At 60.8% G+C, this 25613-nt stretch carries 20 protein-coding genes; 3 read left to right on the top strand and 17 right to left on the bottom strand.

The genetic code is table 11. The features are described 5' to 3' along the window. Positions 1-146 precede the first annotated feature (146 nt). On the top strand, positions 147-1016 hold the full coding sequence (locus tag KOL99_RS13255; RefSeq protein WP_216510928.1) for a transporter substrate-binding domain-containing protein: 870 nt from the start codon (positions 147-149) through the stop codon (positions 1014-1016). 101 nt (positions 1017-1117) lie between these two features. Beyond that, complete coding sequence (locus KOL99_RS13250; protein ID WP_216510927.1) at positions 1118-3916, top strand: hybrid sensor histidine kinase/response regulator; 2799 nt, start codon at positions 1118-1120, stop codon at positions 3914-3916. 31 nt (positions 3917-3947) lie between these two features. On the opposite strand, the gene KOL99_RS13245 is transcribed toward KOL99_RS13250, so the two are convergent. From KOL99_RS13245 to KOL99_RS13205, 9 genes are all read right to left on the bottom strand, one after another. Then, on the bottom strand, positions 3948-4592 hold the full coding sequence (locus tag KOL99_RS13245) for a DUF3313 family protein (RefSeq protein ID WP_216510926.1): 645 nt from the start codon (positions 4590-4592) through the stop codon (positions 3948-3950). 161 nt (positions 4593-4753) lie between these two features. Then, a complete protein-coding gene (locus KOL99_RS13240; protein ID WP_216510925.1) occupies positions 4754-5170 on the bottom strand; it encodes a protease inhibitor I42 family protein in 417 nt (138 codons plus the stop codon). 31 nt (positions 5171-5201) lie between these two features. Further along, positions 5202-6062 (bottom strand): CBS domain-containing protein, encoded by an 861-nt coding sequence (locus KOL99_RS13235; protein ID WP_216510924.1) that lies wholly within the window; start codon positions 6060-6062, stop codon positions 5202-5204. 62 nt (positions 6063-6124) lie between these two features. Further along, the gene (locus tag KOL99_RS13230) at positions 6125-6889 is read right to left on the bottom strand and encodes an MlaA family lipoprotein (RefSeq protein ID WP_216510923.1); all 765 of its coding nucleotides are present in this window, start codon (positions 6887-6889) and stop codon (positions 6125-6127) included. A 14-nt stretch (positions 6890-6903) separates the two neighbouring features. After that, positions 6904-8184 carry an alpha/beta hydrolase gene (locus tag KOL99_RS13225; protein WP_216510922.1) on the bottom strand — a complete coding sequence of 427 codons (1281 nt, stop codon included), beginning with the start codon at positions 8182-8184 and terminating at the stop codon, positions 6904-6906. Positions 8185-8227: 43 nt separating this feature from the next. Then, on the bottom strand, positions 8228-8890 hold the full coding sequence (locus tag KOL99_RS13220; protein WP_216510921.1) for a TetR/AcrR family transcriptional regulator: 663 nt from the start codon (positions 8888-8890) through the stop codon (positions 8228-8230). A gap of 18 nt (positions 8891-8908) precedes the next feature. After that, on the bottom strand, positions 8909-13333 hold the full coding sequence (locus KOL99_RS13215; RefSeq protein WP_216510920.1) for an efflux RND transporter permease subunit: 4425 nt from the start codon (positions 13331-13333) through the stop codon (positions 8909-8911). Between the two features lie 24 nt (positions 13334-13357). Further along, entirely contained in the window at positions 13358-14473 is a 1116-nt protein-coding gene (locus KOL99_RS13210) for an efflux RND transporter periplasmic adaptor subunit (protein ID WP_216510919.1), read from the bottom strand. A gap of 223 nt (positions 14474-14696) precedes the next feature. Then, on the bottom strand, positions 14697-15326 hold the full coding sequence (locus tag KOL99_RS13205; protein ID WP_216510918.1) for an FMN-dependent NADH-azoreductase: 630 nt from the start codon (positions 15324-15326) through the stop codon (positions 14697-14699). Positions 15327-15534: 208 nt separating this feature from the next. Here KOL99_RS13205 and KOL99_RS13200 point away from each other — a divergent pair, with 208 nt between their 5' ends. Beyond that, positions 15535-17097, top strand: coding sequence for a sigma 54-interacting transcriptional regulator (locus tag KOL99_RS13200; protein WP_216510917.1), 1563 nt, complete (start codon positions 15535-15537; stop codon positions 17095-17097). A gap of 45 nt (positions 17098-17142) precedes the next feature. Here KOL99_RS13200 and KOL99_RS13195 read toward each other — a convergent pair whose 3' ends face one another. From KOL99_RS13195 to KOL99_RS13160, 8 genes are all read right to left on the bottom strand, one after another. Further along, on the bottom strand, positions 17143-17709 hold the full coding sequence (locus KOL99_RS13195) for a TetR/AcrR family transcriptional regulator (RefSeq protein ID WP_216510916.1): 567 nt from the start codon (positions 17707-17709) through the stop codon (positions 17143-17145). Then, positions 17690-19543 carry an aldehyde ferredoxin oxidoreductase C-terminal domain-containing protein gene (locus tag KOL99_RS13190; RefSeq protein ID WP_216510915.1) on the bottom strand — a complete coding sequence of 618 codons (1854 nt, stop codon included), beginning with the start codon at positions 19541-19543 and terminating at the stop codon, positions 17690-17692. The genes KOL99_RS13195 and KOL99_RS13190 overlap by 20 nt, the downstream gene beginning before the upstream one ends. A 31-nt stretch (positions 19544-19574) precedes the next feature. Continuing rightward, positions 19575-19799 carry a MoaD/ThiS family protein gene (locus KOL99_RS13185; RefSeq protein ID WP_216510914.1) on the bottom strand — a complete coding sequence of 75 codons (225 nt, stop codon included), beginning with the start codon at positions 19797-19799 and terminating at the stop codon, positions 19575-19577. A gap of 55 nt (positions 19800-19854) precedes the next feature. Then, positions 19855-20835, bottom strand: a complete 981-nt coding sequence (arsS, locus tag KOL99_RS13180) for an arsenosugar biosynthesis radical SAM (seleno)protein ArsS (RefSeq protein WP_216510913.1) — start codon at positions 20833-20835, stop codon at positions 19855-19857. A 214-nt stretch (positions 20836-21049) separates the two neighbouring features. Beyond that, positions 21050-22474, bottom strand: a complete 1425-nt coding sequence (locus KOL99_RS13175) for a B12-binding domain-containing radical SAM protein (protein WP_216510912.1) — start codon at positions 22472-22474, stop codon at positions 21050-21052. Positions 22475-22570: 96 nt separating this feature from the next. Continuing rightward, complete coding sequence (locus tag KOL99_RS13170; RefSeq protein ID WP_216510911.1) at positions 22571-23398, bottom strand: MIP/aquaporin family protein; 828 nt, start codon at positions 23396-23398, stop codon at positions 22571-22573. Positions 23399-23435: 37 nt separating this feature from the next. After that, positions 23436-24494, bottom strand: coding sequence for a methyltransferase domain-containing protein (locus KOL99_RS13165; RefSeq protein ID WP_216510910.1), 1059 nt, complete (start codon positions 24492-24494; stop codon positions 23436-23438). 39 nt (positions 24495-24533) lie between these two features. After that, complete coding sequence (locus KOL99_RS13160; protein ID WP_216510909.1) at positions 24534-25586, bottom strand: methyltransferase domain-containing protein; 1053 nt, start codon at positions 25584-25586, stop codon at positions 24534-24536. Positions 25587-25613 lie beyond the last annotated feature (27 nt).

Below are 25613 nucleotides of genomic sequence, written 5' to 3'. Positions count from 1 at the left end.
CACTTACTGACTCATACGGTAGTATTCATAGTCTTTGATACTGACTGAAGTGGCTGACTGTGTATTGGCTTCGACAAGATACGACAGCCTGGCAAACTGTCCTTGCTAAGGCGGCTTAACAAGGGTATCGGGCACGAGGTGTACGATTGCGGAGACCATCGTTTGGCTTTCGATTCTGGTTGTTTTTTTCTCTTTTACTCGTCGGCATCATAGCCGCCGGCATAGCGACCCTTTGCGATGGGGACGACTCCCTGCAGAGAGTTCGAAAGGACGGCACCATCATCATCGGCTACGCTATCGAGGCCCCCTACGCGTTCCTTACTCCGGAGGGGGAAGTCACCGGAGAGGCCCCTGAGATAGCCAAAGTGGTCGCCGCGCGCCTCGATATACCGCACATCTACTGGCGGCAACTCGAATTCGGCTCGTTGATCGGAGAGCTTCAGGCCGGACGCATCGACGCCATCGCCGCAGGCATGTTCATCACCCCTCAACGCGCTCGCCGCGTCTCCTTTTCCCTGCCAACTTACCGCGCCAGGTCCGGGCTGCTCGTCGCGAAGGGGAACCCGCGAGGCTTGCACTCCTACAGCCAGGCCGCCGGCCTTCACGCCGTCAAGATCGCGGTCCTTGACGGCTCGGTCGAGCAGGATCAACTGCACCGTCTGGGATTGCGGGAACCCCGACTGTTAACAGTTCCGGATGCGCTGACCGGTAGAATCGCCGTCGAAACGGGGGGAGTTGACGGCTTGGCCCTGTCCTCTCCGACCGTTCACTGGATGGCGCTGCAGCAAAAGAATGGCGGGACGGAGGCTGCAGAGCCTTTCGAAACGGGCAAGGACGGCGGCGGTCTGGGGGCATTCGCTTTCAGGAAGGAGGACCACCGGCTCCTGGCGGCTTGGAACGAAGCCCTCGCAACCTTCGTGGGCTCACCTGAACATCTGGTGCTTGTCGGCAGGTTCGGCCTCACCAAGGCCGACATCCCTCTTCCGGCCGGCAACGGGAAGGAGGTCGTTCCGTGACCCGTTCACCGCTAAGCAACGCCTACAGCCCCAGGCGGGGCGCGCTCACATCTAGCCTGTTCTGGATCTGGATATCCGTCCTTTCATCCTTGTTGATCTGCATGACCCTGTATGGACTCCAGGTGCAGCAGCGGCAAACCCTGCAACTGGCCCTGCGGGAACTGGAAGGGTTGCGCCAGGCACGCATCGACCTGAACCGTGGCTTTTCGCATCTCACCCTTTCCGGTCAGCCTGGTGCACCCTTCGGGCAGGCAGAAGGACTCGCATTGCTGAACCAGGCAATACAATCCTTTGAAAGATCCCAAGCCCATCTTCAGAGTGAGAACAGGCCGACAGTCGACACGTTTAGGCAGCGGGTCGCAGCATTCAAGGATAGCCTCTCCCGTTGGAAGCAGGAGACGGGGGACAAAAGTCGCAGGGAAGTCGCACTGCGGGTTGCCTTCTACCAGTTGGAGGCCCAGGCCGACCAGCTCGACACCCTGACCCAGTTGAATCTGCGGCAGCTCCTGAACCAGCTCAACCGGCAATTCGCGATCGCTCTTGCGGCCGCCGCGCTGCTGCTGGCTTTGATCTGTGGGGTCGTCTTCAGGGCCGGGCGCGTTACCAACAAGCTGGCCCTTGAGTCACGCGAGAGCGAGGAACGTTTCCGCACCATCTTCGAAAAGACCTCGGCCGGCTTCTCGATCACCACGATCGAAGGGAATATCGTCATCTTGAACCCCGCGCTCGCCCAGATGCTCGGCTACCGCGAGGAGGAGCTGACCGATAGTCACATCAGCTCCGTAATCCACCCCGCTGACTTCAAGGCAGGCGACGAGCTCAGGCGCAGGGTGATCGCCGGAGAGATGGATTCCTTCCAGTTCGAGATCCGTCTTCTGCACAAGGAGGGATACTACATCTGGGCGGTGGGGACCTCGGCACTTTTGCGGGATGAGCAGGGGCAGCCTCTGTATTTCATCAACAACATGCAGGACTTGACCGAGCGGAAGAAGGCAGAGAAAGAGTTGGCGGAAAATCGATCTTTTCTCTCCGACCTCATCGAGCACAGCGGAGCGGTGATCTATTCCAAGGACCGGGATGGTCGCTACCTGCTGGTGAACGCGGAGTGGGAGGAGGTGACTGGTCTCAAACGGCATGAAGCCCTCGGAAAGACTGACAAGGAGCTGTTCCCTGGAGCGACAGGCGAAGAGTTCTTCGACAACGACCGCTGGACGATGTCCGCCAATGACGTGACTGAGTTGGAGGAGATGCTCGAGACGGAAGGAGGGAAGCGCTACTTCATCTCGATCAAGTTTCCCATCCGCAATGACCAGGGGGAGGTCACCGGCGTCTGCGGGATGTCCACAGAAATCACCGAGCGGAAAAAAGCGGAGGAGGCGCTACTCGAGAGCGAGAACCAGCTCCGTTTCGCCCTTGAGGGAGCCAACGATGGGATATGGGACGTGAACATGTCTACGGGGTCGACCTACCTGAGCCCACGCAGTTGCGAAATCCTCGGGTATCCCCCGGGCGAGCTCACCGAGCTGCCGGATTGGTCCCAACTCGTGCACCCGGACGACCTGGCACACACGCGAGAAAGGCTTCAAGCTCACCTCGACGGCCGCACCCCCCTCTTCGAGACAGAACAGAGATTGCGCACCAAAAGCGGGAGTTGGAAGTGGGTACTTGCCCGAGGAAAGTTGGTCTCACGCGACGCGGAGGGAGCTCCGCTGCGCATGACCGGCACCCACACCGACCTCACCGAGCAAAAAAGACTCGAAGCCCAGTTTTTGCAGGCGCAGAAGATGGAGGCGGTGGGAAGACTGGCCGGCGGCATCGCTCACGACTTCAACAACATGCTCCTGGTCATCCTCGGGTACGCGGACATCGCCCTATCCCAGATCGACGACACCCACCCCCTGTACCGGATGCTTTGGGAGATGCGCAAGGCGGGGGAGCGGTCCGCCGATTTAACGCAGCAGTTGCTCGCCTTCGCCCGCAAGCAGACGGTTTCGCCGCAGCTCCTCGACCTGAACGAGGCGGTTGCACGGACACTCACGATGCTGCAACGCCTAATAGGGGAGGAGGTAACCCTCGCCTGGCTCCCCAAGGCCGGCGGGCGGCGGGTCATGATAGATCCGCCTCAACTCGACCAGATCCTGGCGAACCTGTGCGTGAATGCCCGGGACGCCATCTCGGGCATCGGCAAGATCACCATCGAAACGGACGAAATCACCCTCGATGAAGCTTATTGCTCCGGTCGCCCCGACGTCACCCCCGGCGACTACGTTATCCTCGCCGTGAGCGACGACGGCTGCGGCATGGACCGGGAAACCGTTGCCAAAATCTTCGAGCCCTTCTTCACCACCAAGGGGGTCGGTGAGGGAACCGGACTGGGCCTTTCCACGGTGTACGGCATCGTGAAGCAAAACTCAGGGCACATCTCCGTCTACAGTGAGCCTGGCAAAGGCACCACCTTTAGGATCTACCTCCCCCGCCATTGGGAGAGCGGGGATGCGGTAGCCGAAGCCCCCCCGAGTGTCTCGATGGGCAACGGGGAAACTGTACTGGTGGTGGAGGATGAACCGAGAATCCTGGAGATGATCAAGTCCATGCTGGAGTTGCAGGGGTACACCCCGCTGGCGGCGTCCACTCCGGAGCAGGCGCTTGATCTCGCCGGGATGCACCCCGGTAAGATCGAGCTGCTGCTGACCGACGTAGTAATGCCGGGGATGAACGGGCACGATCTGGCGCGCAGACTCCAGGAGAAGAGACCGGCCATAAAAACCCTCTTCATGTCCGGCTATACGTCCAACGTCATCGTCCATCACGGAGTACTGGAGGAGGGGGTTGCGTTCATTCAGAAACCATTCACGATGACTGGACTCGCCCTAAAGATAAAGGCCGTGCTGAACGGCTGAGGTCCGGTATGAGAGGTTACGCGACCCGCCCTTAGTCGTCGGGATCTTCCTTGCCGGGTGCGGAGCCGGCGCTCCGTTCCATTCGCTTCCCGATGGCCAGGACGACCTTGTCGAGGGCCTTAGGCAAAGCCTCTACCGGGCCGCCCTTGGCCTTTTCCTTGGTTGCGAACGACGTCACGGTTTCCCCTGTCTGCGAATCAATGAAACTGGCGGTGACTGTCGCCATAGCCGTGAAGACGTCGTCATCAGGTCCCGGCGGCATTTCCGGTAACGGGAAAGGAGGAGGAGGCGGCCCGGCGGAACGGCGCTTGGGCTTCACCTCCAAGTGGTTCACGACGAGCTTCAACCGTGCGACACCGGGACCCGACGTCTCGGTCAGCACCCCTTTTCCCTTCAGGTCGGCAGCCATGCGCCCCGTGAGGTAAGCGGCCATCGCATGCTGTCCCAGGACAGGAACCCCCTTGAACCCGGCATCATTCCCCGACTCAAACTCGGCTGGCAGCAGCATCACCTTTTGGTACTGGTTCAAGTCTTTATTCGTGGTGGCCTTTGCCGCCGCAAGCCCGGTTTCCGCAGGTTGGGCCGCATTCGCATGGGCATTCGGCACGCACCTGAACGCGGCCCCTAAAGACAGCCAGAGCGAAAGAGCTGTCACCCCCACAGTTTTTGATTTCATCGCACATCCTCCTCGGTTTTTGCATGTTCCCTGTCACAGCCGCCGAACGCGGGGGCTTGTGGGCGTCCGCCATTTCCTGCCATCCCCGTCTGTTTGCCGGCTTACATCCTTTCGTTCATCCTTTGACGGTACGGCGCATCAATATCATTATCTGTACCTCATCAACCTCCCACTACAACGACGACGATTTCGAACGATCTCAGCGGAGCCGCACGGGTTTCCCATGGGCGCCGATACACCATCTTCAGGCTGCCGGTACCCGGCATAGCGGCCTTAAAGAAGTAGCTATATGTCGCGCCGGCTCCAATGGCGCTACTGTTGGGATCGACTTCGGGTTCGCCCTGCTGGCTGAGTATTGATGAACTCACCACTTCCCAAGCGAACCCGGTGGACCCGTTCCCAGGGAGACACACTCTAAGCATCGCATCTTGTCCGATACGTATGGTTTTGCCGGAGTCGACCTCGGTCAGCGTGACGGTTTGCACCTCCGATTCCTTCAGGTACGTCCTACGGGACGTGCATCCGCACGCCGACATGGTGATGACGGTGGCAATAACGGGGAGGACGATGTTCTTCATATGGTTCCTTTCCGGAGGCATGTACTTGCGATCATTCGGAAGCTGGCGACAGAGCAGCATCCATGGCCGTCGCCCGCCCTTGCCGGCACGGCTGAAGAGCGCCTTGTGAATGACCGTCGATACCCGGCCTGGCATCGATGATATCTATCATCTGCAGTTTCTGAAGAAAGCGGGCAAACTCGCGCAACGTCAGCAAGTCCTTTTCGGGCAAACCCTCCGGGTCGAAATGCATGACTTCGTTCCTGATCCTTCTCACGTTCTCGAACTTGTCGATACACGTGATCCGGTCGATGGCGATGTTCAACTTGTCCCAACGCTCCGGATTGGCCAACAGCCTGATGTATTCCCCATAGCTGAGGTCCGCGGCAGAGGTGACGGTCCGGCCATGATCCGCCGGGTCCTTGGCAGCTTCGAGTTCGCACAGCGAAAACCGGTGACTGATGACACGACGCACGTGGTTTTCTATTTCCCCCAGCAGCAGAAAGGGCTCGGCCAGTTGCTGGAACTGCAGGCTCAGGTCGGCTGCCGTCACTATGCCTGAAATTTTCTGATCGCACCCGCGAACCAGGACGTACTGATGTTCGGCGATGATGCCGATTGCGGAAATGAGCGAAGCGTCCCAGCGGATTTCTTGGTGTTGTTCCATAAACTCGCGTGCCACCGAGCACTTCTTGCCTACCGCTAGGCGGCTGCCGATCGAGGTCCAGGTTATGATGCCTTTGACGTCTCTTTCATTGGTCATCACCGGCAACTGCGACAGATCGTTGCTGAGCATATGGGTGACGACCTCTTGCAGCTTGGCGTCCGGCGCCACGAAAAGCGGCTTCCGGCCCGAGGCGGGCAACTTGCTGATGCGGTATATCGGGTCGGCTCCAAACTTCATAGCCCTCATCCACTCCTCCTGCATTTCATATTTTCATGACGCGCTTCAACCCGGGTACTCCATAACCGGCATCACCTGAGGATCTTCAACTCGCGCTCCTGGGTGAACAGGTAGCGCACCATGTAGTATTCGAACGGGTAATCGCTGTCGTAATAGCGAAACGTCTCCCGGTGGCGCAGGTCCACCGTCTCCAGACCCGTCACCCCCTCCTCTATCGCGGTGCGGGCCCCGGTCCCGCCGAACGGGTCCACCGCACTCATGGTCGCCCAGCGCACCCCGGCGTCGACGGCGAAGCCGCCCGCGCTGCGTGCCGTGTTCGGACCGAGGATGGGGAGCACCAAGTACGGGCCGTTGCCCACCCCCCAGGTCTCCAGGGTACGATCGAAGTCCTCGACCTCCCGCCTCATGCCTAAAGCGGTGGCCGGGTCGAAGAGCCCCCCGATCCCGATGGTCGAGTTGGTCAGGAAGCGCCCGAGCGTCACCATGGACTTCTTCCCCTTGGCCTGGAAGACGCAGTTGTAGAAGGTCCGGATCTCACGCAGATTGCTGAAAAAGTTGCTGACGCCGGTCCGGGCAAAACCCGGGACGACGGTTTCGTAGCCGGCAACGAGCGGAAGCAGCACGAACCGGTCGGCCTCGTAGTTGAACTTATAGATGCCTTTGTTGAGGCCTTCCCAGGGGTCGCTGGTCCGCGAGACGTTCTCGTCGTCGCGGAACTCGCTTACCGTGTGCATGGGCGGCTCCTCTCCCGGAAGGATTGCGCTTCTCGCGGCGCAGCCGGATAGGGCGATAAGGAAAGCGGTTGCTGCGATGAACTTCATGGCATTGCTTTTCATGGCGTACCTCCCCCCTACCAGGCCGACGAGCCGAGCCTGTCGATGAGAAAGGCCATGTTGTCGCGGTACTCGAGATTTCCCAGATGCCCGCCGCGGGGATAGACCTTGAGGCGGGTGCCGAAGATCCGACGTAGGTAGTCGAGATCGCCGGGGGCGAGGATGAAGTCGTCCTCGTTGGTAACCACCCCGACCTTGTCGGTGGAGGCGAGGTAGCTCTCGATGCTCCTGAGGCTCAGCTCTTCGATGAGCGCGTCCCTGGTCAGCCCCGGGCGCTTGTTGCGGAAGTAGGGGAAGAAGTACTCGTCGAAGTAGTCCAGAAACGAGATATGCAGCGAGGTCCAGAAGTAGTCCTGCAGGGAATCGCCGTTTTTGAGCTCGCGGTTCCTCGGGACGATGTAGCCGCCGTGGGTCATGACGTCCGAGGTGAAGATCATCCCCGCGGAACTGATCCGGAACGAGACGCCGATGATCCCTCCACCCTCGTCGGGACTGAGGAGGTGGGCGTTGTACCCGGCAAAGAGGAAGTCGTCATCGACGGCGACGAAGTCCCCCTTGCGGTAGAAATCGGTCACCTTCTCCATGACCCGGTTGTAGAACGCTCCGATCCTCCTCGGACCTCCAGGGATCCGGTCCAGGAGCCCCTCTATCCTCGCCACCGAGTTGTAGAGACTGATTGCCGGGTTGATCATCATAGCCCTGCGGAAGCCGAACGCCTTTTTTTCTTCGTCCAGCTTCATGACGAAGGCGGCCTCGGTCCCCCCCAGGCTGTAGCCGGCCAGGAGGAAGTCGGAAACCTCGATCTGCCCCCTGGTCCGGGCCCAGATCTGCTCCATGACGCGGTAGAGGTCGGCGGCGTCGTCGGGGAGGTTCCCGGGGACGTGGGTAGTCGAGGCGTCGATGATGAAGTTCGGAAAGGTCGGGGACGGAAGTCCGACCACGTGGTACCCGGCGCGGTACAGGCTCCCGGTCAGAGCGAGCATCTTACCGGTTTTGCTGCCGCCCCCGGTCCCAGCGATGAGGAAGACCAGGGGTGCCTTGTGGTCCTGGAACGCCACCGTGTAGCGCAGTCCCCGGTCGTAGAAGAAGGCCTCCGGCTTGTCCCGGTCCGTCTCCAGGGTCAGGGTCTTGATGGGGACCTTGCCCGGGGACTCCGATCTCAGGTTCTTCGGGGCCCCCAGGATGGTAGCCGCGTACGAGTCTTCAAGCGGATAGGCGTAACGTGCTTCTTCCGCCAAGGCGCCGGTCGGGAGCAACAGGAGCAACCCGACCATGATGTACTTCCGTATCCTTTCCATTTCGTCCACCTATTTCACAACCGCTCTTGAGCCGTCACCGTTATCACGCGAACGCCGGTGGCTGAGCCACATCCCCTTCCGCCGTCACGATGCCTTCACACGCCGGCCCCCTCTCTCGTGCGATCGCCTCCCAGCAGGAGTCGACCGTGCGCGCGATGCGCTCCTCGTCCAAGTACAGGTACCCGACCGCATGGGCACGCACTACCTGAATCAGGGGGCCGCAGGCGAGCGCCAGCAGCATCGTCGGCGGCATCGCCTTGAAGATCCCCTCTTCAGCCCCCTGGCTGAAAAACTGCAGTATCCGTCCGACCTCGCCGTCCGGCAGGAAGTGCGGCGACACCCTTTTGCGGTAGGGCGAGCTCAGGAACTGATCCGCGAACAGAAACTCCTCCGGAAAGAGCTTGAAATAGCGGATCACCCCCAGCGCCAGGGACGAAAAGCGCTGCCGGATGTCACCCCGGGGGGGATAGTTCTTCATCACCGCCGTCAGGCAGCGCTGTTCCAGTGCCCGGTAGGCGTCTAGCATGAGATGGTCCTTGTCCTCAAAGTGCAGGTAGACCGTCCCTACTGCTACCTTGGCAACCCCGGCGATGAACCCGATGGGAGCGCCGTGAAAGCCGTGGTGTGCCACCACCTGGATCGCGGCCTCGATGAGCGCGCGGCGCTTGGCATTGTCCATGTTTTGTTTCTCCTCGATGATTTTCATGATGGCAATCCGCCGCTGCTACCGGCTGGAGGCGAGCACGCCTCTGATCCGGTCCAACTCGGCCTGCGCCAAGCGGTAGGCCAGCGTAGCCTGCAGTTCGTCCATCTCCGCCCGTTTCAGCGCGGCGACGGCTTCGGCATGTTTTGCCGCGGTCACGGTGCCGGCCTTTAAGCGGTTGTCGCTCAGGCGCGCGTTTTCCCGACGCAGGGAGAGCGCCTCGCGGGCCACCTCCACCATCTGTTGCGCACGCTCCAGTTTGCGCAGCGCCTTGTCGATGTCGATGCCGATCCGTTTGTCGATCCGCGCCAGGTTCTCCTCGGCCTGGGACTGCTGGGCCAGACGCTGCCCGAGGTCCGCCTTGCGTTTGCCCCAGTCGAAAATGTTCCAGGTGAGCTCCGCGCCCACGATCCCTATGTTCTTTTCCAGGAACGGGGCCCCGTCCTGGTAACCGTGCTTGGCGTAGATGGTCAGGTCGGGGATGTATTCGTAGCGGGCGGCGCGTACCGCGTGGCGCGATTTTTCCAGGGTGCCGCGTGCGGCGAGCAGTTCGCCGTTGCCTGAGCGGGCCTCGTCATAGGCCTGTTCCTTCACCGGTTTGGCCAGTTCGGGAAGCCCCGCCTCGGTTACCTCCAGCGCGGTGTCGCTCGGCAGCCCCAGGAGGTCGCACAGCTCCGAGGTCACGTCGGAGGCGCGGTTCTCGGCAACCAGGAGCGCCTGCCGGTTCTGCAGCAGATCCGCCCTCGCCCCGGTCAGGGCCACCTCGAGCACGTTGCCCGCCTTCACCCCGTCCTCGGCCTCGCGCAGGTTTTCCTGCGCCGCGTCGAGCGAGGCGCGGGCGGCGGCGCGCTCCTTGTCGGCCACGAGCAGCGCGTAGTACAGCTCGTGCACGGCAAGGACCGTTTCGTTCTCGGACCTGGAGAGTTCCGCCTTGGCGATACCGCGCTCCGCCTTGGCGATGTCGTTGGCTGCCCCAATCTTGAACAGCTGCGTGGTGGGCTGCGCCAGCATGGTCTCGCTGTACAGCATGGTGGACTTGCTCTGGCTGAGCTTCACCTCCTTGTTGGGGAACTGCTCCCCGCCCGCGTTGCCGAGGCTCCCCGCCGGTATGGAGATCTGTTGCTTGTCGGACACGGCCATGTACTTCGTGTTGTTGGTGAGCTGCGGGAAGTACTGCGACCGTACCGACGCGATCTTGTGGTCGCTTTCCACGATCTTGTCCCGGCCGATCTTGAGCACCGAGTTCTGCTTCAGGGCAAGCTCGACTGCCTGGGACAGCGTAAGGGACTGCCGCACCGGCTCGGCGCTTGCTTCCCTCCCCCCCACGAGCAGCACCATGCACACGAGCGCGGCTGCGACCGCGGCCTGTTTGCCGGCGGCGCGACGGGCGACCAGCGACTTTACCGCCACGTAGATCACCGGTACCACCAATAGCGTGAAGAACATGGAGAAGATGAGACCGAAGGCGATGACGCTTGCCAGCGGGCTCCACAGACTCGACCTGGACAGGATCATTGGCGTAACCCCCACGGCCGCTGCCATCGTGGTAAGGAAGATGGGGCGCAGCCGCCTGGCACCCGCCTCCCGCGCGGCCTGCTCCAGGGTTTCCCCCTCGGCCACCCTCTCGTTGCAGTAGTCGACCAGGATAATCCCGTTTCTGACCACGATCCCGCACAGACTGATGAGCCCCATGAACGCGGTGAAGCCGAAGGGGTTGTGGGTGATCACGAGCCCCAAAATCGCCCCGAACAGGGTCAGCGGGATCGAGGCCATCACCACCAGCGGGTCGGAAATGGTCCTGAACTGAACCAAGAGGACCAGGAAGATGGCCACCAGGCTGATGGCGAGAGCGGACACCATCTGCGGGAAGGTCTCTTCCTGGTTGTCCTTTTCGCCGCCGTAGTAGATCCGGTACCCGGTGGGGAGCTCCAAGGCCTTGATGCGCGGCATCGCCTGCTCCAGGATTTTGGAAGCATAGACCCCCGGCTTCTGGAAGGCCCGGATGGTCATGGTGTGCACGCCGTTTCTACGCACGATCCTGCTGGTCTGCCATTCAGGCGCCAGCGTGGCGACGGCCCGCAGCGGCACTCTGGCGCGGGTAAGGTCGGAATTGAGATAGGTGTTCTCGATGTCGCCGAAGGATGAACGCGACGCGGCGTCGAGCCTCAGCTTAATGTCGATAGCCCGGTCCCCTTCCCAGAAGGTGCTGACCGCGGAGCCGTCGAAGGCGCCCGCGAGAGTCTGGGACACTGATGCGTCGGTGAGCCCCAGACGGTTGGCCAGTTCGTCGTTAACCTTGACGTCCACCATGTAGGAGTCGTTGAGGTAGTCCCTGAACACGTACTGGGTGTTGGGTATGCTCTCCAGGATCCCCTGCACCTTCTCCCCCAGCCGCTTTAACTCGGCGATGTCGTCTCCGGCTATGCGCACCTCGATGGGGGCCTCCATCTGGGCGCCCTGCTGCAACTCCTTCACGATCACCATCGCCTCGGGAGCGACCTTGGCCAAATCGTCACGCAGTTCCTGCACAAGACGCGTGGTGTCCTTCACCGAGGCGGTGTTGACGATGAACTGGCCGTAGGCGGCGTCGGGCTGCTGCGGGTTTACGTTGTAGTAGAACCTCGGGGCGCTCTGGCCGACGAAGGTGGCGTAGTGGGTGACGCCCTTGTGGGCTCCTAGGCTTTTCTCGATCTTTCTAAGGACCTCGTCCGTCGCCTCGATCCTGGTACCCTGCGGCATCCAGACGTCGATCCCGAACTGGTTGCGCTCCGCCGAAGGGAAGAACTGCTGCGGCACCGCGGCAAACAGCATCACCCCGAAGACGAAGGCGCATCCCCCAAGAGTGAAGCCGAGCCACTTGCGCTTGATGAAGATGCCGATCCACACGCCGTAGTTGTCCTGGAGCCGGTCGAGCAGGCTCTTCTTCTGCTTGCCGTGCTCCGGTGAGGCGTCGTGGTCGTGCAGCCCCTTCTGGATGAAGAACCGGCACAGAAGCGGGGTCAGGAAGACCGCCACGACGAAGGAGACCGCGAGGGCGATCGCCACGGTGAGCGGGAGCGCCATGATGAACTCCCCGACCGAACCGGTGATGATCAATAGCGGCAGGAATGAGGCGATGATGGTGATGGTCGCGGTGAGTACCGGCACCAGCACGTCGCTGGCGCAGCGCCAGGCCGCCTCCGCCTTGGGCACCTTGTGGTCCAAAAGCTCGACGTAGTTGTCCGCGATCACGATGGCGTCGTCCACCACGATGCCGAGCACCATGATGAGGCCGGCGATGGAAACCTGGTGCAGGGCTATGCCGAAGGCGTTCATGACACCGAGCGTGCCGCACAAGGTCACCGGTATGGCCAAAGCGGCGATCACGGCGACCCTCAAGGGGAGCAGCACAATGGTGACCAGGACCACCGAGATGATCGCCAGCAGGAATTCGTGGCTCAGCGACTCGGTCCGCTCCTTCACCACCTCGGGCTGGTTGGCGACCAGGTCCAGCTTGACGTCGGGAGGGAGGAGCACCTTCAGGCGCTTGAAAACGGTCTCGAGCTGCTCCCCCAGTTCCACTATGTTCTTACCCTTTTGCATCTCCACGGAGAGCAGCAGGCAGGGGTCGCCGTCGTAACGCACCATGAAGGTCGGGTCCTGGTAGCGACGCTCCACCTTGGCGAAGTCCTTGATGTAGAGGGGATGGCCGTCCTTGGAGACGTCGACCAGGACGTTGCGGATCTCGTCCTCGGTATTGAAGATACCGGTGGTTCTCACCGGCGCCTTCGAGCGCTCGGCCTCGAAATGCCCGGCGCTTTGGATGGCGTTTCGCTCCCTGAGCGCGTTCACGATCTGGCGGGTATCGGTGAAGTACTGCGCGATCCTCTCGAGGCTCCCGGTGATGCGGATCTCTTCGGACTGGTTGCCGTAGGTGACCAGCTTGCCCACTTCCCGGACCGTGCGCATCTCGTCGTGGATCTTGTCGGCATAGTCCCTGAGCTCGCGGTAACCGTACCTCTTGCCGTGGACCGCCACCAGCATGGCCACGGTATCGCCGAAGTCCGAGTCGACCACCGGCCCCATCACCCCGGAGGGAAGCTCGGTAGTGCGCACCAGGTTCATCTCGTGGCGCAGCTTGGCCCAGAACTGGTCCGAGTTCTTCACGCTGTCCTCGAGTTCCACGTTGATGATGACCATGCCGGGACGGCTCGTGGAATAGGTCTTCTCCTTGCGGACCTCGGGGAACTTGAAGATGTGCTTTTCAAGGGTCTTGGTTACCTGCTTTTCCACCTGCTCGGAGGTGGCCCCCGGATACATGGCGGCCACGAGCCCGGTCCTGATGGTGATGGTAGGATCCTCGGTGCGCTGCATTTTCAGAAAGGCGTGGATGCCTATGAACACGACCATCGCCGTCAGTATGAGGGTGACGGGGGGATAGCGAAGGGAAAACTTTATCGGTGTCATACTCTATTCCTCTCGTTTGCCGGTCTATTTCCGAGCCGTCTGTTCCGTTGCCGACACCACCGCGCCGTTTCTGAGCTTTGCCTGCCCGGCGAGGACGATCAGTTCGTTGCCGTCAAGACCGCTCTTGATCTCGATGTCCTTGTTGACCGCCGCGCCGATTTCCACACGCTTGGTGTACACGCGCTTCTGGTCCGGATAGTAGACGTACACCTGCGTCGCCCCCTGCGGATCGCGCACCACCGCGTCGCCGGGGAGCGTCACCATGGACACGGTGCGGTTGCCACGGATGGTCGCCTCCGACACCATCCCCACCCTGAGGGCATGCTCCGGGTTGGGGACGCTGATCCTGGTCATGTAGGTGCGGGTATTGGAGTCAGCGGAAACGTTGATGACGCGCACCGTCCCCTGGAAGGATTTACCGGGGAGGGCCGGCACCGTGATGTCGGCCTTCTGGCCGATGCTGACCAGGTGCACGTCGGTCTCCGGCACGCCCACGCTCACCTCGACCGGGTCCATGCGGACCATCTCGAAGACGGGACGCCCGGCCGCGGCGGTGTCGCCCGGCTCCACGGCACGTTTCGCGATGTACCCGTCCATCGGCGCGTACAGCGTCGCATCGCCGAGCGCCTTTTTCGCGACGTCGAGGTGGGCCGCTGCCTGGTTGTACCCCGCTTTCGCCAGGGCCTTGTCCTCTTTCTGGCCGCCGGCCTTGGCCTGGTCGTACTCCTGTCTGGCGTGCTCGTAGGCCGCCTTGTACTTCTGGAAATCGTTGGGCGCCAGGCTCTTGGAGTCGTAGAGCATCTTCATACGCCGGTACTCGTCCTCGGCCCGCTCATACGCGATGCGCGCCTGCTCCAGATGCTCCGGCCGCGCCGAGTTCATCGCCTTTTCCAGTGCGGCCTCGGTGCTTGCCAGCTGAGCGGCGGCACCTTTGACGGAAAGGTTGAAATCGGTGGGATCGATCCTGGCCAGAACCTGCCCCTTCTTCACGAACTCACCCTCCCGCGGCCCCACGAACACCACCTTCCCGGAAACCAGGAAGGAAAGGGTCGCCGGTGCATTGGGGGTTGCGACCGTCCCGCTCACCGAGATGGTCTCGCGCTCCTGGACCTTCTGGACCCGCCCCACCACCACCGGCACGGCATCTCCTTTGGCTTCCTTTTGCTGCTCACCTGCGCAACCTGCCAGTGAAAATCCGACTGTCGCCAGACATGCCGCCTTTACAATGGACTCCCAAGTACCTCTCATTGATATTGCTCCTTTCGTTTTCATTTAGTTAATGGTCGACGGTTCGGCCGGTCGGCTCAGAGGAGCCAAGATGCCAGAATCCTGATGAGTGACTGGCACTGACTGTGTGCCGTCTTTAGAAACGGCGGGCCAGTTCCAAAAGCTTGCCGCGAACTGCCTCATACTCGTCCCATCGCCCTCGTTCGGGATCATCACCTTGAAGCAGGACAGTTTCCTGATCTGCCACACCGAGGAAACAGAGCACCGATCGGAGATAAGCAACACTCTGGTCGCCCTCTCCACCGAACTTGTAAGGCTGATTTGCATGAAGATGCAGCGATTTCCTGGAGAGGCCGTGGAGCATCCCTTCAGTTCCTTCCGGCGTAAGACGGTAGGTACGATCCAGTACGCAGATCGCATCGATGTACATCTTGAACTCCGCTGGGAACCACAGGTTAAGGCTGTGGGTGACGAAGACATACTTGTCGCACCTGCGAAACTGGTCCGCGATGCGCCAGATTTTGTTAATCTTCCGGCGTTCTTCGTCCGATAAGAAACCGTATTCCTCGCCACGCTCGATCCGCCCCCAGGCACTTAAAACGTCCTGATCGACCCGCTGAATGCTGTCGCGGTACAAGTCGAGAACCTGAACCTCGTCCTGCGGATTTTTGCGGAGGTATTCATCCATGAACTCGTCCCCCAGCAAAAGGGTGCGAGCCCTCGCCTGGGATTTAACGTTACAGGTGACATAAAGGATGTTGGCCATGGGGTTGTCCTTCCAGTTGGATTTATTGTCATCTCTTTAGCGACGAATGTGCCAACTCATAAAATATAGACATTTCAGGCAGTTAGGAATCAGAGCACAAACCAGCACTACAACATGCCGCAATAACTATTGCGATATGTTGTGAAACTGGGCAAAATCTACAGTATCTTGTAGTCCTGGATGTAGCCAGCAGACGGAAGGGGAAGCGATGATAAGCCACGATGAGTTCATCAGGGAGATAACGCTAAAAATCTGCAGCAGTCTGGAAATCAAGGAGTCGTTGCAAAACGCCTTCGAGTACCTGAAGGTTCATGTCCCGGTAGACCTGCTGACCCTTTTCATCCTGGACACACGGCTGGGAGCGGTGCGGCGAGTCGCCAACGCTTTGGAGAGCAGTTGCCAGGTGACCGTGCCGGATGAGATCATTCCGCTGTCGCAAGGGCTGGCCGAAAAAATCGCTGCGCGAAATTTTTCCTCGCCGTTCATCGTGGACCCCGAACACGACGAGATTTTCGGTGCCCTCGCACCGATGGTGAAGTACGAGGCTGTGACCGAACTGATAGTTCCTTTGAGATTGAAAGGCGAATTGCTTGGCGGGCTGGTTTTGCGAGCGGGGGGAAAAGACAGGTATAGCGCAGAGCAGGTAGAGCTTTTAGGAGGGATCGCAAAGCCCTTTGCGATCGCACTTGCCAACGCCATGGCCCATGAGGATGTGCTCCGCTACCAGGCGATCCTGCTCGATGACAAGCGTTTCCTGAGCCGGGAGTTATACGGAGGTGCGGCGGAAGACATCATCGGGGCGAACACCGGCCTGCGTCACGTGATGGAAATGGTGCGCCAGGTGGCGCCGCTCAACAACACGGTACTGCTCCTTGGCGAAACCGGAACAGGCAAAGAGCTGATAGCCAATGCCATACATTTCTCTTCACCCCGCAAGGACGGGCCGTTCATAAAGGTCAATTGCGGGGCACTCCCGGAGAGCCTGATCGACAGCGAGCTGTTCGGCCACGAGAGGGGCGCCTTCACCGGGGCGGTTGCGGAGAGCAGGGGACGGTTCGAACGTGCCGATGGAGGGACCATTTTCCTGGACGAAATCGGGGAACTTCCGCCTTCGGCGCAGGTGCGCTTGCTGCGGGTACTGCAAAATCACGAAGTCGAGAGGATAGGAGGCAAGCGCGCCATACCGGTGAACATCAGGGTCATTTCCGCGACCCATCGCAATCTCCAGAGCATGATGACGGAGGGCACCTTCCGCGAGGACCTGTGGTACCGGCTGAGCGGTTTCCCGATCATGGTCCCGCCGGTGCGGCAGCGCAAGGAGGACATTCCGGCTCTAGTACGCCATTTCCTGGCGGTGAAAAGCAGGGAGTTCGGGATGCCCCTCCCCCCCTCGGTGGCACCAGGGGCGCTATCGCGGCTTATGGAATACGACTGGCCTGGCAACGTCCGCGAATTGGAAAACCTGGTCGAACGTGAGTTGATCCGGCATAGCGCGGGTCCGCTGGATTTTGACTCTATTATTCTCAACACAAACGGAGAGGTAAAAGCAGTTGCCGCAGGCGATACAGCGCCTCAATGCCCTTCGAAATTAGACCAGGCGATATCGGCTCACATCATCGAGGTCATGAAGCTCACCAACGGGAAGATCCACGGACCCGGCGGGGCGGCGGAACTCCTCGGGATGAATCCCAACACGCTCCGGTGGCGCCTGGACAAACTCGGCATCAGCTACCGTCGCAGGGAGCGGGAAAGGAGCAATGCCGGTAAATAAAGCGCAGCCGGCCGATGTTCAATGCGCCGTCAGGTGATCACTGCGTCATCGCTGTCGGATCGCATCCCAGCACGCCTCCACGGTGGTATTGACGGCCTCCTCATCCAACGCGAAAAATCCAAGGATATGATCACGGCACATCTGTATCAGCGGGCCGAACACCAGCGCAGTAAGGACCGGCAAAGGAAGGCTCTTGATCACTTGCTGCCGCTGCCCCTCTCGGAAAAGGGTCGTCAGGATGCGGGTATCGTCGTTCAGCCGCTGGTTACGGGTCGATACGCCGTACGGGGAATTGAGAAATTGCTCTATGAAGCGAAATTCCATCGGCGAGGCAAGGAAATACCGAACGACTTTTACGCACAGATGCCGGAACCGCTCATGGAGCGATTCCCTTTCCGGATAATCCTCGGTGATCGAGGCAATCATCCTTTGTTCCACAGTCGCATACGTCTTAACGATGAGATCATCCTTGCTTTCAAAGGACCGATAAATGGTTCCCGCTGCGACGTTTGCGCGCTCAGCGATCATCGCCATGGGGGCATCGTGAAAGCCTCGCGCGGATATCAGCTCTATCGCCGCCTTGATGATGTCTTCACGCTTCCGATGATTCATCGCGCCATGCTCCCCTCAGTTCATCGATCTCCGGTTTGAACACCGACCAGACCCTCTCCTTCAGTTCCTCAATGAATGCGCGCGTGATAAAAGCCGGCAGCGTCATGTTCGGGTTCGGATCGTTCATCACCTGGGACGGGAGGGTGTATTCATCCTCTCCAAAACCTTGCCGCAGCTCCAGCGCCAGTCCCCTGAGGTATGCACGGCGCACCGCCGCGACGATGTCCTCGGGCGGCACTTTGAGCCCCGTGGCCTCCGCTATCGCCTGCGACACCAGTTCATGCCCCATTCCGGCGCCCACGAACTTGCAAAGCCCGATCATGTCATAGCCGACCTGCAGCAGTCCGGTGGTGGTGATCGCTTTCGCCCAGCCTTCGACGGTGGTGACCCCTTCTTTCGCCAACAGCATGTGAGTCCCCATGGACATGTGGCCGCCCGCAATGGCAAAGATGTAGCCGGGATTGGTGTCCGGGAGGTAGGCCGGCAGCTCCAGGCCTTTTACGTGCATGGCGTACGAGGTTTCCCCGAGCTGCTGCGACAGCCGCTTGACGCCCCTGCCGATCCCTTCATTCCCTCCGCGCCCAGTTTCCTGGATCAGCGCCTTGATGGCCTCGAATGCGCCGAAAGTGGCGCCGTTGAACAGGGGCGCCTCGGGATGCCGCTCGTTGTAATCCAGTACGTACGCCAGCGTGGTGCCCAGGGAGATGGCATCCATCCCGAGCAGGTCACACAGATGGATCAGTTCGGAGACCTGAGCCGGTTGGTGGACGCCGAGGTTGGAGCCGAAAAGGATGAGCGGCTCGAAGTCGTACTTTGCCTGCAGGCGTCCACGCCCTCCCCATGCGGTCCGGTTGAAAACGTTATTGTGACAGCGGATGCCGCAACGGAAGCAGGCCTCGGCGAAGACGTCAAACTCCATCTCCACCTTGTCGCGAAAGAGCCGCTCGACGTCGTCGTTGCCTTTGGGTCGGAAGTTGTTGACCGGCACGGCATGAAAGGCCTGCAACACCTCGATGTTCGCCCAGGTCCCCCCGCCGCCCCCCTGGCTGACGGGCTGAAAACGCGCGGAGCCCCCGTTGGTTATCACGCCCCGGTTGACGTCGCGCATCGCCGAGGTCACCGGCGGCATCTTGTCCCGCGACTGCGCGACTATGGCGATCAGGTTCTTGTACCCCATGACGCTGCCCATGCCGCCGCGACCGGCGAAACGGCTCTTCGGCTCTCCCGACTTCAGCTCGTTGTCGGTGCTCATGACGACTGCGCCCATGTAAACGTTCTGGTAGTTCTCACCGGCCGGACCTATCACGGCGAAATGCGCATCGGGATACTGCCGGTGCAGCGCCATGATTTTTTCATGCCCGGTGAGCCCTAGGAGATGGTCGGCCGGTTCCAGTTCGACCACCGGTCCCGACGCTCCTTCGCGTATCACCGCCAGTACCGGAGTCGACGACCGGTCTTCGAAGATCAGTTCGTCCAATCCGGCCCATTTCAGCTTGTTGCCGAAGTTCCCGCTTCCTGCCGCCCACATGGCGCCAGGCATGCCGGCATCGGAGCGCTTGAGCGGGCTGTAGGCGGAAAAGTAGGTACGAAGCCCGGTCATCACCGCAGTGCCGGTGAGAAGCCCGGTATTGACGATCAGGGGATTCTCCGGCGAGTAGGCGTTTTTCACCGTTCGCTGTTCCAGGACTTGGAACGATCGTCCGAATCCCCCTAGCACATCTTCCAGGTTTGCGCACGGCAAGCTCTGGAAGGAGACGGTGCCCTGCTCCAGGTTGACGGTGCATCTGCGATAGCTGACAGTGGATGGTGCAAAGGTGGAACTCTCCTCAGACATGGCATTCTCCTCAATGCGAAGTTGTTTTCCGTTACCCGCCGCCTATGTGCGGCATCAGCGCAACGACGTCACCGTCAAGGACGACGTCCTGCAAGGAAGCATGGCTTCCGTTGATCAAGGTTATTCCCAGTTCCTTCTTGGGGATGCCGATCCGGTCGACCACCTCAAGAAGCGTCGAGCCATCGGGGAATTGCCGCGTTTCTTCTTCGAACCACCGGTAACGAAGAGACGCGAAGAGCTTTACGGTCACTTGCATGGTTTTCTGCTCCTGTCGTGCGAAGATGTGCCGCACGCGGCGGCCGGCAGGGGAATCAAGCAGCCAGTGCGCCGCCACACGATGACCCGCCACCCGCAGTGCAGGCGAAACAGTGCTCTCCGTTGGCGACGGCGGCACCGGCCGGCGGAGCCGCCGGCATCGACGATACATGGACATTCTCGCCACCGTGACCAAGACCGAGGGCGAGGTTGAAGTCGCAATCGTACAGATAGCCGTCCCAGTTGACGGATACCTGCGACCGGCACATCAGGTTCGGCACGGTGGCAGGGTTGAAGGCCGAGACCAGCTTATCCATGTAGCCGTCGAGGTTGCCGGAGCTTTCCAGCCATCTGCGGAAGCGCCCCACCGGAACGTTGGCGAGGGTCAGGAGATCGTTGAAGACGATCCCCTCCCTGCGTGAGAGATCGTGACGGAACTTCATTTCCTGCTGGCGTTGCGCCGGGGGCATGAAGGCGCCTGCGGGGTTGGCGACCAGGTGGAGCAGAAGATCGCCCCCCTCCCGGCCGTAGCCGAGAGCGTTCAGAACCTTAAGCATCTCAAGACTCTTCTCCAGGCTCCCCGTTCCTCGTTGCGCGGCCGCCTGCCCCGCATGCAGAGAGGGAAGCGAGGCGACCAGCACGACGCGATGCTTCTTTAGAAGCTGCGACAGCCCGTCCAGACGGATGTCCCACAGCGCGGTCAGGTTGGTGCGAAAGAGCACCCTTGACGCCAGGGGTGCGAGATTGTCGACGAGGTAGTCGATACCCGGCACCATCTCGGGCGCCCCTCCGGTAATGTCGATGGCATTAAAGCCGGTGCGGCGCGCATAGGAAATCACCTCGTCCATGGTGTCCCGGCTCATGACTTCGGAGCAGTCCGGACCGGCTTCCAGGTGGCAGTGACGACAAGCCATATTGCACAGTTTGCCGACGTTCACCTGGAGCGTTTCCGTTTTGTCGCGTCGCAGGGACAAACCGTGCGTTAGCAGGATGTTCGCAAAGCTTGGCGCGCTTGAGTCAGTATGTGCATTTTCCATAGATCCCCCAGTCCGGTCACCTGCCGTCACAACGAAAGCTTCTCAGCCACCAGTTCGTGTGCACCCATGCCGATCCCGCCCAATTTCGCCAGGTCCGCCGGAGCGTAATAACCTTCCATGATTCAGGCTCCTTTATGCGTATGCTGCGGCCCCTGGGTGGGCGGGCGCCCCCGCACCCGGGAAATGATATGGTCGACCAGCACATGATTCCTCCTCAGCAGGTCCGGGAAAATCGACCGGCGGTGAACCGGGCGAGAACCCTCGTCATCCGCCACAACTCGGCACCATCCCGTACCCCCCGCAGCCTCTGCCAGACATACCCGGGGCGGTAATAAAAGCTCTTCACCACCTCGGCTTCCAGTTCCTTCAACTCGGCGTAGCCCAGCCTCTCTTCCCAAACAGGGATCCAATCGATCAGCCCACTCAGGCAGCAATCCTCCCCCTGGCGACGGTCGATCACCCCCCGCTCCACCGCCTGCTCGAACAGCGCGGTTCCGCAGAAGAGACGGGTGATACCCGCCAAGGCGTAGTCGACGCCCAGGCTGTTCAGAGTGGCGGAATTGTCCCGTATCATCTCCCTGCTTTCCCCGGGGCCGCCGAGCATCATGTAGGCAAGTGTCCGGATTCCGGCGCGGCGCGTGTCGCGCAGCGCCTTCTTTATGGTCGCGGCATCGGTTCCCTTGTTGTAGAGGGTGAGGGTCTGGTCGTGGAACGACTCCACGCCGTAGAAGATCACCCGGCATCCCGCGCGTTTCATGAGCTTGAGCAGCTGCGGCGTGACGCAGTCCACCCTGGTGTCGCACCCCCACTCGACGGGGAGACCGCTTTGGATGATCAACCGGCAGAGGAGTTCGGCGTGTCCTTGGTCAGCGGTCAGGGTGTAGTCGCCGAAGACGAACTTGCGGACACCGTGCCGGCGGTACAACTCTCCCATTTCCTCGACCACCTTTTCCGGCGGGCGGGTGCGGTAGGGCTCGTGCACGCCGCAGAAACTGCAACTGAACGGGCAGCCGCGGGAGGCCTCGATGAAGGCGATGGGCGGCTCTCCCATCATCACCGTCATGATCGATCCCGCCATGGCATCGTTGTAGTCCCGGTAGCGGTCAAGGGGGTAGCTGATGGCGCCGGGATCAACGAACCGCCTACGTGGGTTCTCGACAATCCTCCGGCCGTCCCGCCAGGTCAGGGCGTCGATGTCGGCAAGCCCCTCCTGCTTGGAGCCCGCTATGACCCTGCACAGCCGCGGAAACGACTCCTCCCCCTCCCCCTTGATGAGGTAGTCGATGGCACTGCCTCGCTCCATCAGCACGCGTGGAGGCATGAAGGTGCAGGGACCGCCCACGACGACGACCGCCTCGGGGAAGCGGGCTTTGACCAGACCCGCCAGCAGCCTCACGTTGTCGTAGCCCAGGATCAGACTGCTGAACCCGACGACATCTGGGCGGTCCCCGGAGACGACCGCCATGAAGGAATCCGGGTCCGCATCCAGGAACATGTCGTGGATGCGCGACTCCATCCCCACCGCGTCGAGCGCCTCGGCGAGGTAATGGAGCCCGACCGGTTCGGCGAAGTAGGAGAAGGTCACCTGCTTCATCACCTCGCACGGTTGTATGGGTACACGCACCAGCAGGACTTTCATGTTTTCAACCCGTCATTTCCGGCGATATCCGAACCAGCGGCTGGATTCAGGGTATCTGCCATCTTTTTCTTCTTCAGTTCCGTGAACGGCCGTTGGTCATGCACATTCGCAGACGCTTTTGGCTTTACCTTTTCCCTTCATCAACGGTTCGACCACAAAGGCAAAAACGCCTGCGGCAGAAGATGCACCGATGATCGGACCAAGGACGTAGATGGTCAGGAACCCGAAAGATTTATCCGGCAAAGCGGCGCTCTTCCATCCCGCCAGCATGGAGAACAACCGCGGTGCAAGGTCACGCGCGGGGTTGAAGCCCGCTTGGGTCAGAGGCGCCATGATGGAGATGAGAATGGTGACGGTAAGGCCGATGAATACGGGCGCAAGGGCATCGTCGGGCCTGCCGAGGTTGCACCCTTCGGTGAGGGATAAAATCAGAAACGCCAGCACGGAGGTCCCGATGGCTTCGGCCAGGAACGCCGTTAGCGGACTTACCGCAGCAGCCACACCGGCTCCTGGATTCGGGTAGAACTCTCCGAAGATCTGGGCGGTCCTGACCGACTCCGGAGAACCGCGGAGGATGTGGTTGACGACTTCGAAGTGAGCGATGGAATTGGAAAACAAAAGGTAGAGCACGCCGGCCGCAACGAAGGCGCCAATGAACTGCCCTGCCAGGTATTCCGGCAACTTCCGTAAAGCCATCCTCCTACCCAACACCATAGCGATGCTGATCGCCGGATTCAAATGGGCACAGGAAAGATGTCTCGTGGCATAGATTGCGATCATCACGGCGATGCCCCAGATCATGGCGATCTGGAAAAGACCCGCATGTGCGGAAAACAAAACCGCCACCGCAACCGAGCTGCAGCCGAAAAATACCAGGAGGAAAGTCCCGATGAGCTCTCCCATGAAGTCATGACAACTTTTCATACCAGTCTCCTTTCCAGTGCGAAACGCAAGGTACCCATCAGCAGCAGGAACCGCCGGCACAGGGATCATCGGGCGAGCCGGAATGCGACGGTCCGCACGGGAAGGCCCCGAAGTGGACGGAACGGTCTCCCCACAGCGTGAAATGGTCGCCGAAACGGGTTTGCGCGACCATGGCAGCGCTGTTTCCGCAGACCAGCATCGGCTTGCCGACGTAGAAGGTGTGGTGATCGTCCAGGGGGAAGGCCTGAGGGAGTTCCGGAATGGTCCCTCGGTAGATGGCCACCTGGCCGAAGTCTTCGCAGAGATCTTCCAGGCAGTCCAGCTTGAACGCGCGGATCGTGCACGAGTGGAATTTGACCTGTCCGGCCTTTGCCGCGACTTCAGGGTTGTCGATCGATATGGCACGTTTGGAGACGGTGCGGTAATCCATGCAGCCGAGCGAGCGGAGCAGGCGGCGGAAATCCTCGATGTACAGAGCGCCCCCCAGGCATTCCCCGTACAAGACGGGATCGTTCTTCAGTGCCTCGGGCAAGCGGCGATCGGCAAAAACATCCGAGAAGTACAACTCTCCTCCCGGCTTCAACACCCGGAAGATCTCCGCGAAGACCCGCTCCTTGGCGGGGGAGAGGTTGATGACGCAGTTGGATATGACAACGTCGACGGAATTGTCCGCGATGCCGCAGGCAGCGAGGTCCTCGATGTACCCCTTTCGAAAATCGACGTTGGCCCTTGGGTATCCGAAGCGGCTCATCTGGGGGGCGATGTGCTTGCGCGCCACCGAGAGCTGCTCGTCGGTCATGTCGACGCCGATGACGAAACCGTCCGGGCCGACCAGTTTGGAGGCTAGGTAAACGTCGCGCCCGCTTCCGCACCCGAGGTCGAGGACGGTGCATCCTGCGAGGGCCGGCGGTATCGGGGCGCCGCAGCCGTAGAACTTTTCCATTATCTCGTCGTCGATAAGGGAAAGGGCCTCGCGCTGGTGGATTGGCAAGGACTCCGCACTGCAGCAGGCGTTGGTTTTGAGATCTCTCTTGGTGGAAAGTATCTTGCCGTAGTATTCCTTGACCTTCTCCTTGACGTCTGTGCTGCCGGTCATCACTCTTTCTCCTTCAAGTATCTTTTTTCCTGGATCGGATCACCGGGTGTCATTGCCGTTCACCCGAAAGTGTCTGGCGTACCGGGTTCCGCGAAGTATGGCGGCAACGCGGCCGCTGATGCTGACCGGTCTCCCGGTGATGAAAAGGTGGTCCTGGTCCAGGGCAATCTCATCCGGCAGTTCCGGGATTGTTCCGAGGTACTCCGCGAGGCAGCCTGACTCCCCGCACTCCTCCGCGTCATCCCCAACCTTGAACAGCCGCACTTTCATGGAATAGAAATCGATCCCCCGAGCTTTTGCAGCGGTGCGAGGGTTGGACGGCTCAAGACGCTCCTTGGATACCACCAGATAGTCCCTGAACCCGACCCGCCTCAGCAGGGTCGAGAAATCCTCCAGCGTCTGGGCTCCTCCGTAGCATTCGGCATAAAACTCGTGATCCATCCGCAGTCCGCTTGGGATCGGCCGTGAGCTGAAGATGTTGGCGAAGTAAAACTCCCCGCCCGGCTTGAGAGCACGGTACACCTCGTTCAACAGGCGCTCCTTGTCGGGCGAGAGGTTGACCCCGCAGTTGGAAACGACAAGGTCGAGGCTTTCGGCGGCGATGCCGCAGCGGGCCAGATCCTCCGGAGCTCCGTACCGGAACTCGACGTTCGGCCTGCCAAAGCCGAAGCAGTCCATGTGAAAACCGACATGCCTGCGCGCTACGTCAAGCTGCTCCTCGTCGCCCTCGCAGCCGAACAGGGTGCCGTCCAGGCCGGGCAGCTGCGTCGCGACGTAGCGCTCGAACTCGTCGTTGCGCATGTCGATCCCGATCACCAGTCCCTCCGCCCCCACCAACTGGGAGGCGAGGTAGACGTCACGGCCGGTGCCACAGCCTAGGTTGAGTACCGTGCACCCTTCTATGGCCGCAGGGATGGGCGAGCCGCAGCCGAAGAACTTGTCGAGGATCTCGCCGTGGATCCGGGCGAGCGCCCGCCGCTGGTGGAGCGGAAACATCTCGATACTGCAGCTGCCACCCGCCTTGGGGGAAGGTTCCCGGTCGGCCGCCGCGCAACGGGCCGCGGCTGCGTTTTCAAATACCTGCTCTGACATCGTTCGTCGTCCTTCGCTTCATGGGGC

The sequence above is a fragment of the Geomonas azotofigens genome (assembly GCF_018919395.1).
In the GTDB taxonomy this organism is placed as follows: Bacteria; Desulfobacterota; Desulfuromonadia; order Geobacterales; family Geobacteraceae; genus Geomonas; species Geomonas azotofigens.
Note: the sequence above shows the minus strand (reverse complement) of the source record. Positions and strands in the feature narration are given on the sequence as shown.

What these genes read in the sequence shown, in the direction of transcription:
- KOL99_RS13220 (WP_216510921.1), bottom strand. Translation starts at nt 8,890, where the DNA reads ATGAAAATCATCGAGGAGAAACAAAACATGGACAATGCCAAGCGCCGC.
- arsS (WP_216510913.1), bottom strand. Translation starts at nt 20,835, where the DNA reads ATGGAAAATGCACATACTGACTCAAGCGCGCCAAGCTTTGCGAACATC.
- KOL99_RS13240 (WP_216510925.1), bottom strand. Translation starts at nt 5,170, where the DNA reads ATGAAGAACATCGTCCTCCCCGTTATTGCCACCGTCATCACCATGTCG.
- KOL99_RS13190 (WP_216510915.1), bottom strand. Translation starts at nt 19,543, where the DNA reads ATGTCTGAGGAGAGTTCCACCTTTGCACCATCCACTGTCAGCTATCGC.
- KOL99_RS13160 (WP_216510909.1), bottom strand. Translation starts at nt 25,586, where the DNA reads ATGTCAGAGCAGGTATTTGAAAACGCAGCCGCGGCCCGTTGCGCGGCG.
- KOL99_RS13200 (WP_216510917.1), top strand. Translation starts at nt 15,535, where the DNA reads ATGATAAGCCACGATGAGTTCATCAGGGAGATAACGCTAAAAATCTGC.
- KOL99_RS13170 (WP_216510911.1), bottom strand. Translation starts at nt 23,398, where the DNA reads ATGAAAAGTTGTCATGACTTCATGGGAGAGCTCATCGGGACTTTCCTC.
- KOL99_RS13235 (WP_216510924.1), bottom strand. Translation starts at nt 6,062, where the DNA reads ATGAGGGCTATGAAGTTTGGAGCCGACCCGATATACCGCATCAGCAAG.
- KOL99_RS13230 (WP_216510923.1), bottom strand. Translation starts at nt 6,889, where the DNA reads ATGAAAAGCAATGCCATGAAGTTCATCGCAGCAACCGCTTTCCTTATC.
- KOL99_RS13205 (WP_216510918.1), bottom strand. Translation starts at nt 15,326, where the DNA reads ATGGCCAACATCCTTTATGTCACCTGTAACGTTAAATCCCAGGCGAGG.
- KOL99_RS13175 (WP_216510912.1), bottom strand. Translation starts at nt 22,474, where the DNA reads ATGAAAGTCCTGCTGGTGCGTGTACCCATACAACCGTGCGAGGTGATG.
- KOL99_RS13165 (WP_216510910.1), bottom strand. Translation starts at nt 24,494, where the DNA reads ATGACCGGCAGCACAGACGTCAAGGAGAAGGTCAAGGAATACTACGGC.
- KOL99_RS13185 (WP_216510914.1), bottom strand. Translation starts at nt 19,799, where the DNA reads ATGCAAGTGACCGTAAAGCTCTTCGCGTCTCTTCGTTACCGGTGGTTC.
- KOL99_RS13195 (WP_216510916.1), bottom strand. Translation starts at nt 17,709, where the DNA reads ATGAATCATCGGAAGCGTGAAGACATCATCAAGGCGGCGATAGAGCTG.
- KOL99_RS13250 (WP_216510927.1), top strand. Translation starts at nt 1,118, where the DNA reads ATGACCCTGTATGGACTCCAGGTGCAGCAGCGGCAAACCCTGCAACTG.
- KOL99_RS13215 (WP_216510920.1), bottom strand. Translation starts at nt 13,333, where the DNA reads ATGACACCGATAAAGTTTTCCCTTCGCTATCCCCCCGTCACCCTCATA.
- KOL99_RS13245 (WP_216510926.1), bottom strand. Translation starts at nt 4,592, where the DNA reads ATGAAATCAAAAACTGTGGGGGTGACAGCTCTTTCGCTCTGGCTGTCT.
- KOL99_RS13225 (WP_216510922.1), bottom strand. Translation starts at nt 8,184, where the DNA reads ATGGAAAGGATACGGAAGTACATCATGGTCGGGTTGCTCCTGTTGCTC.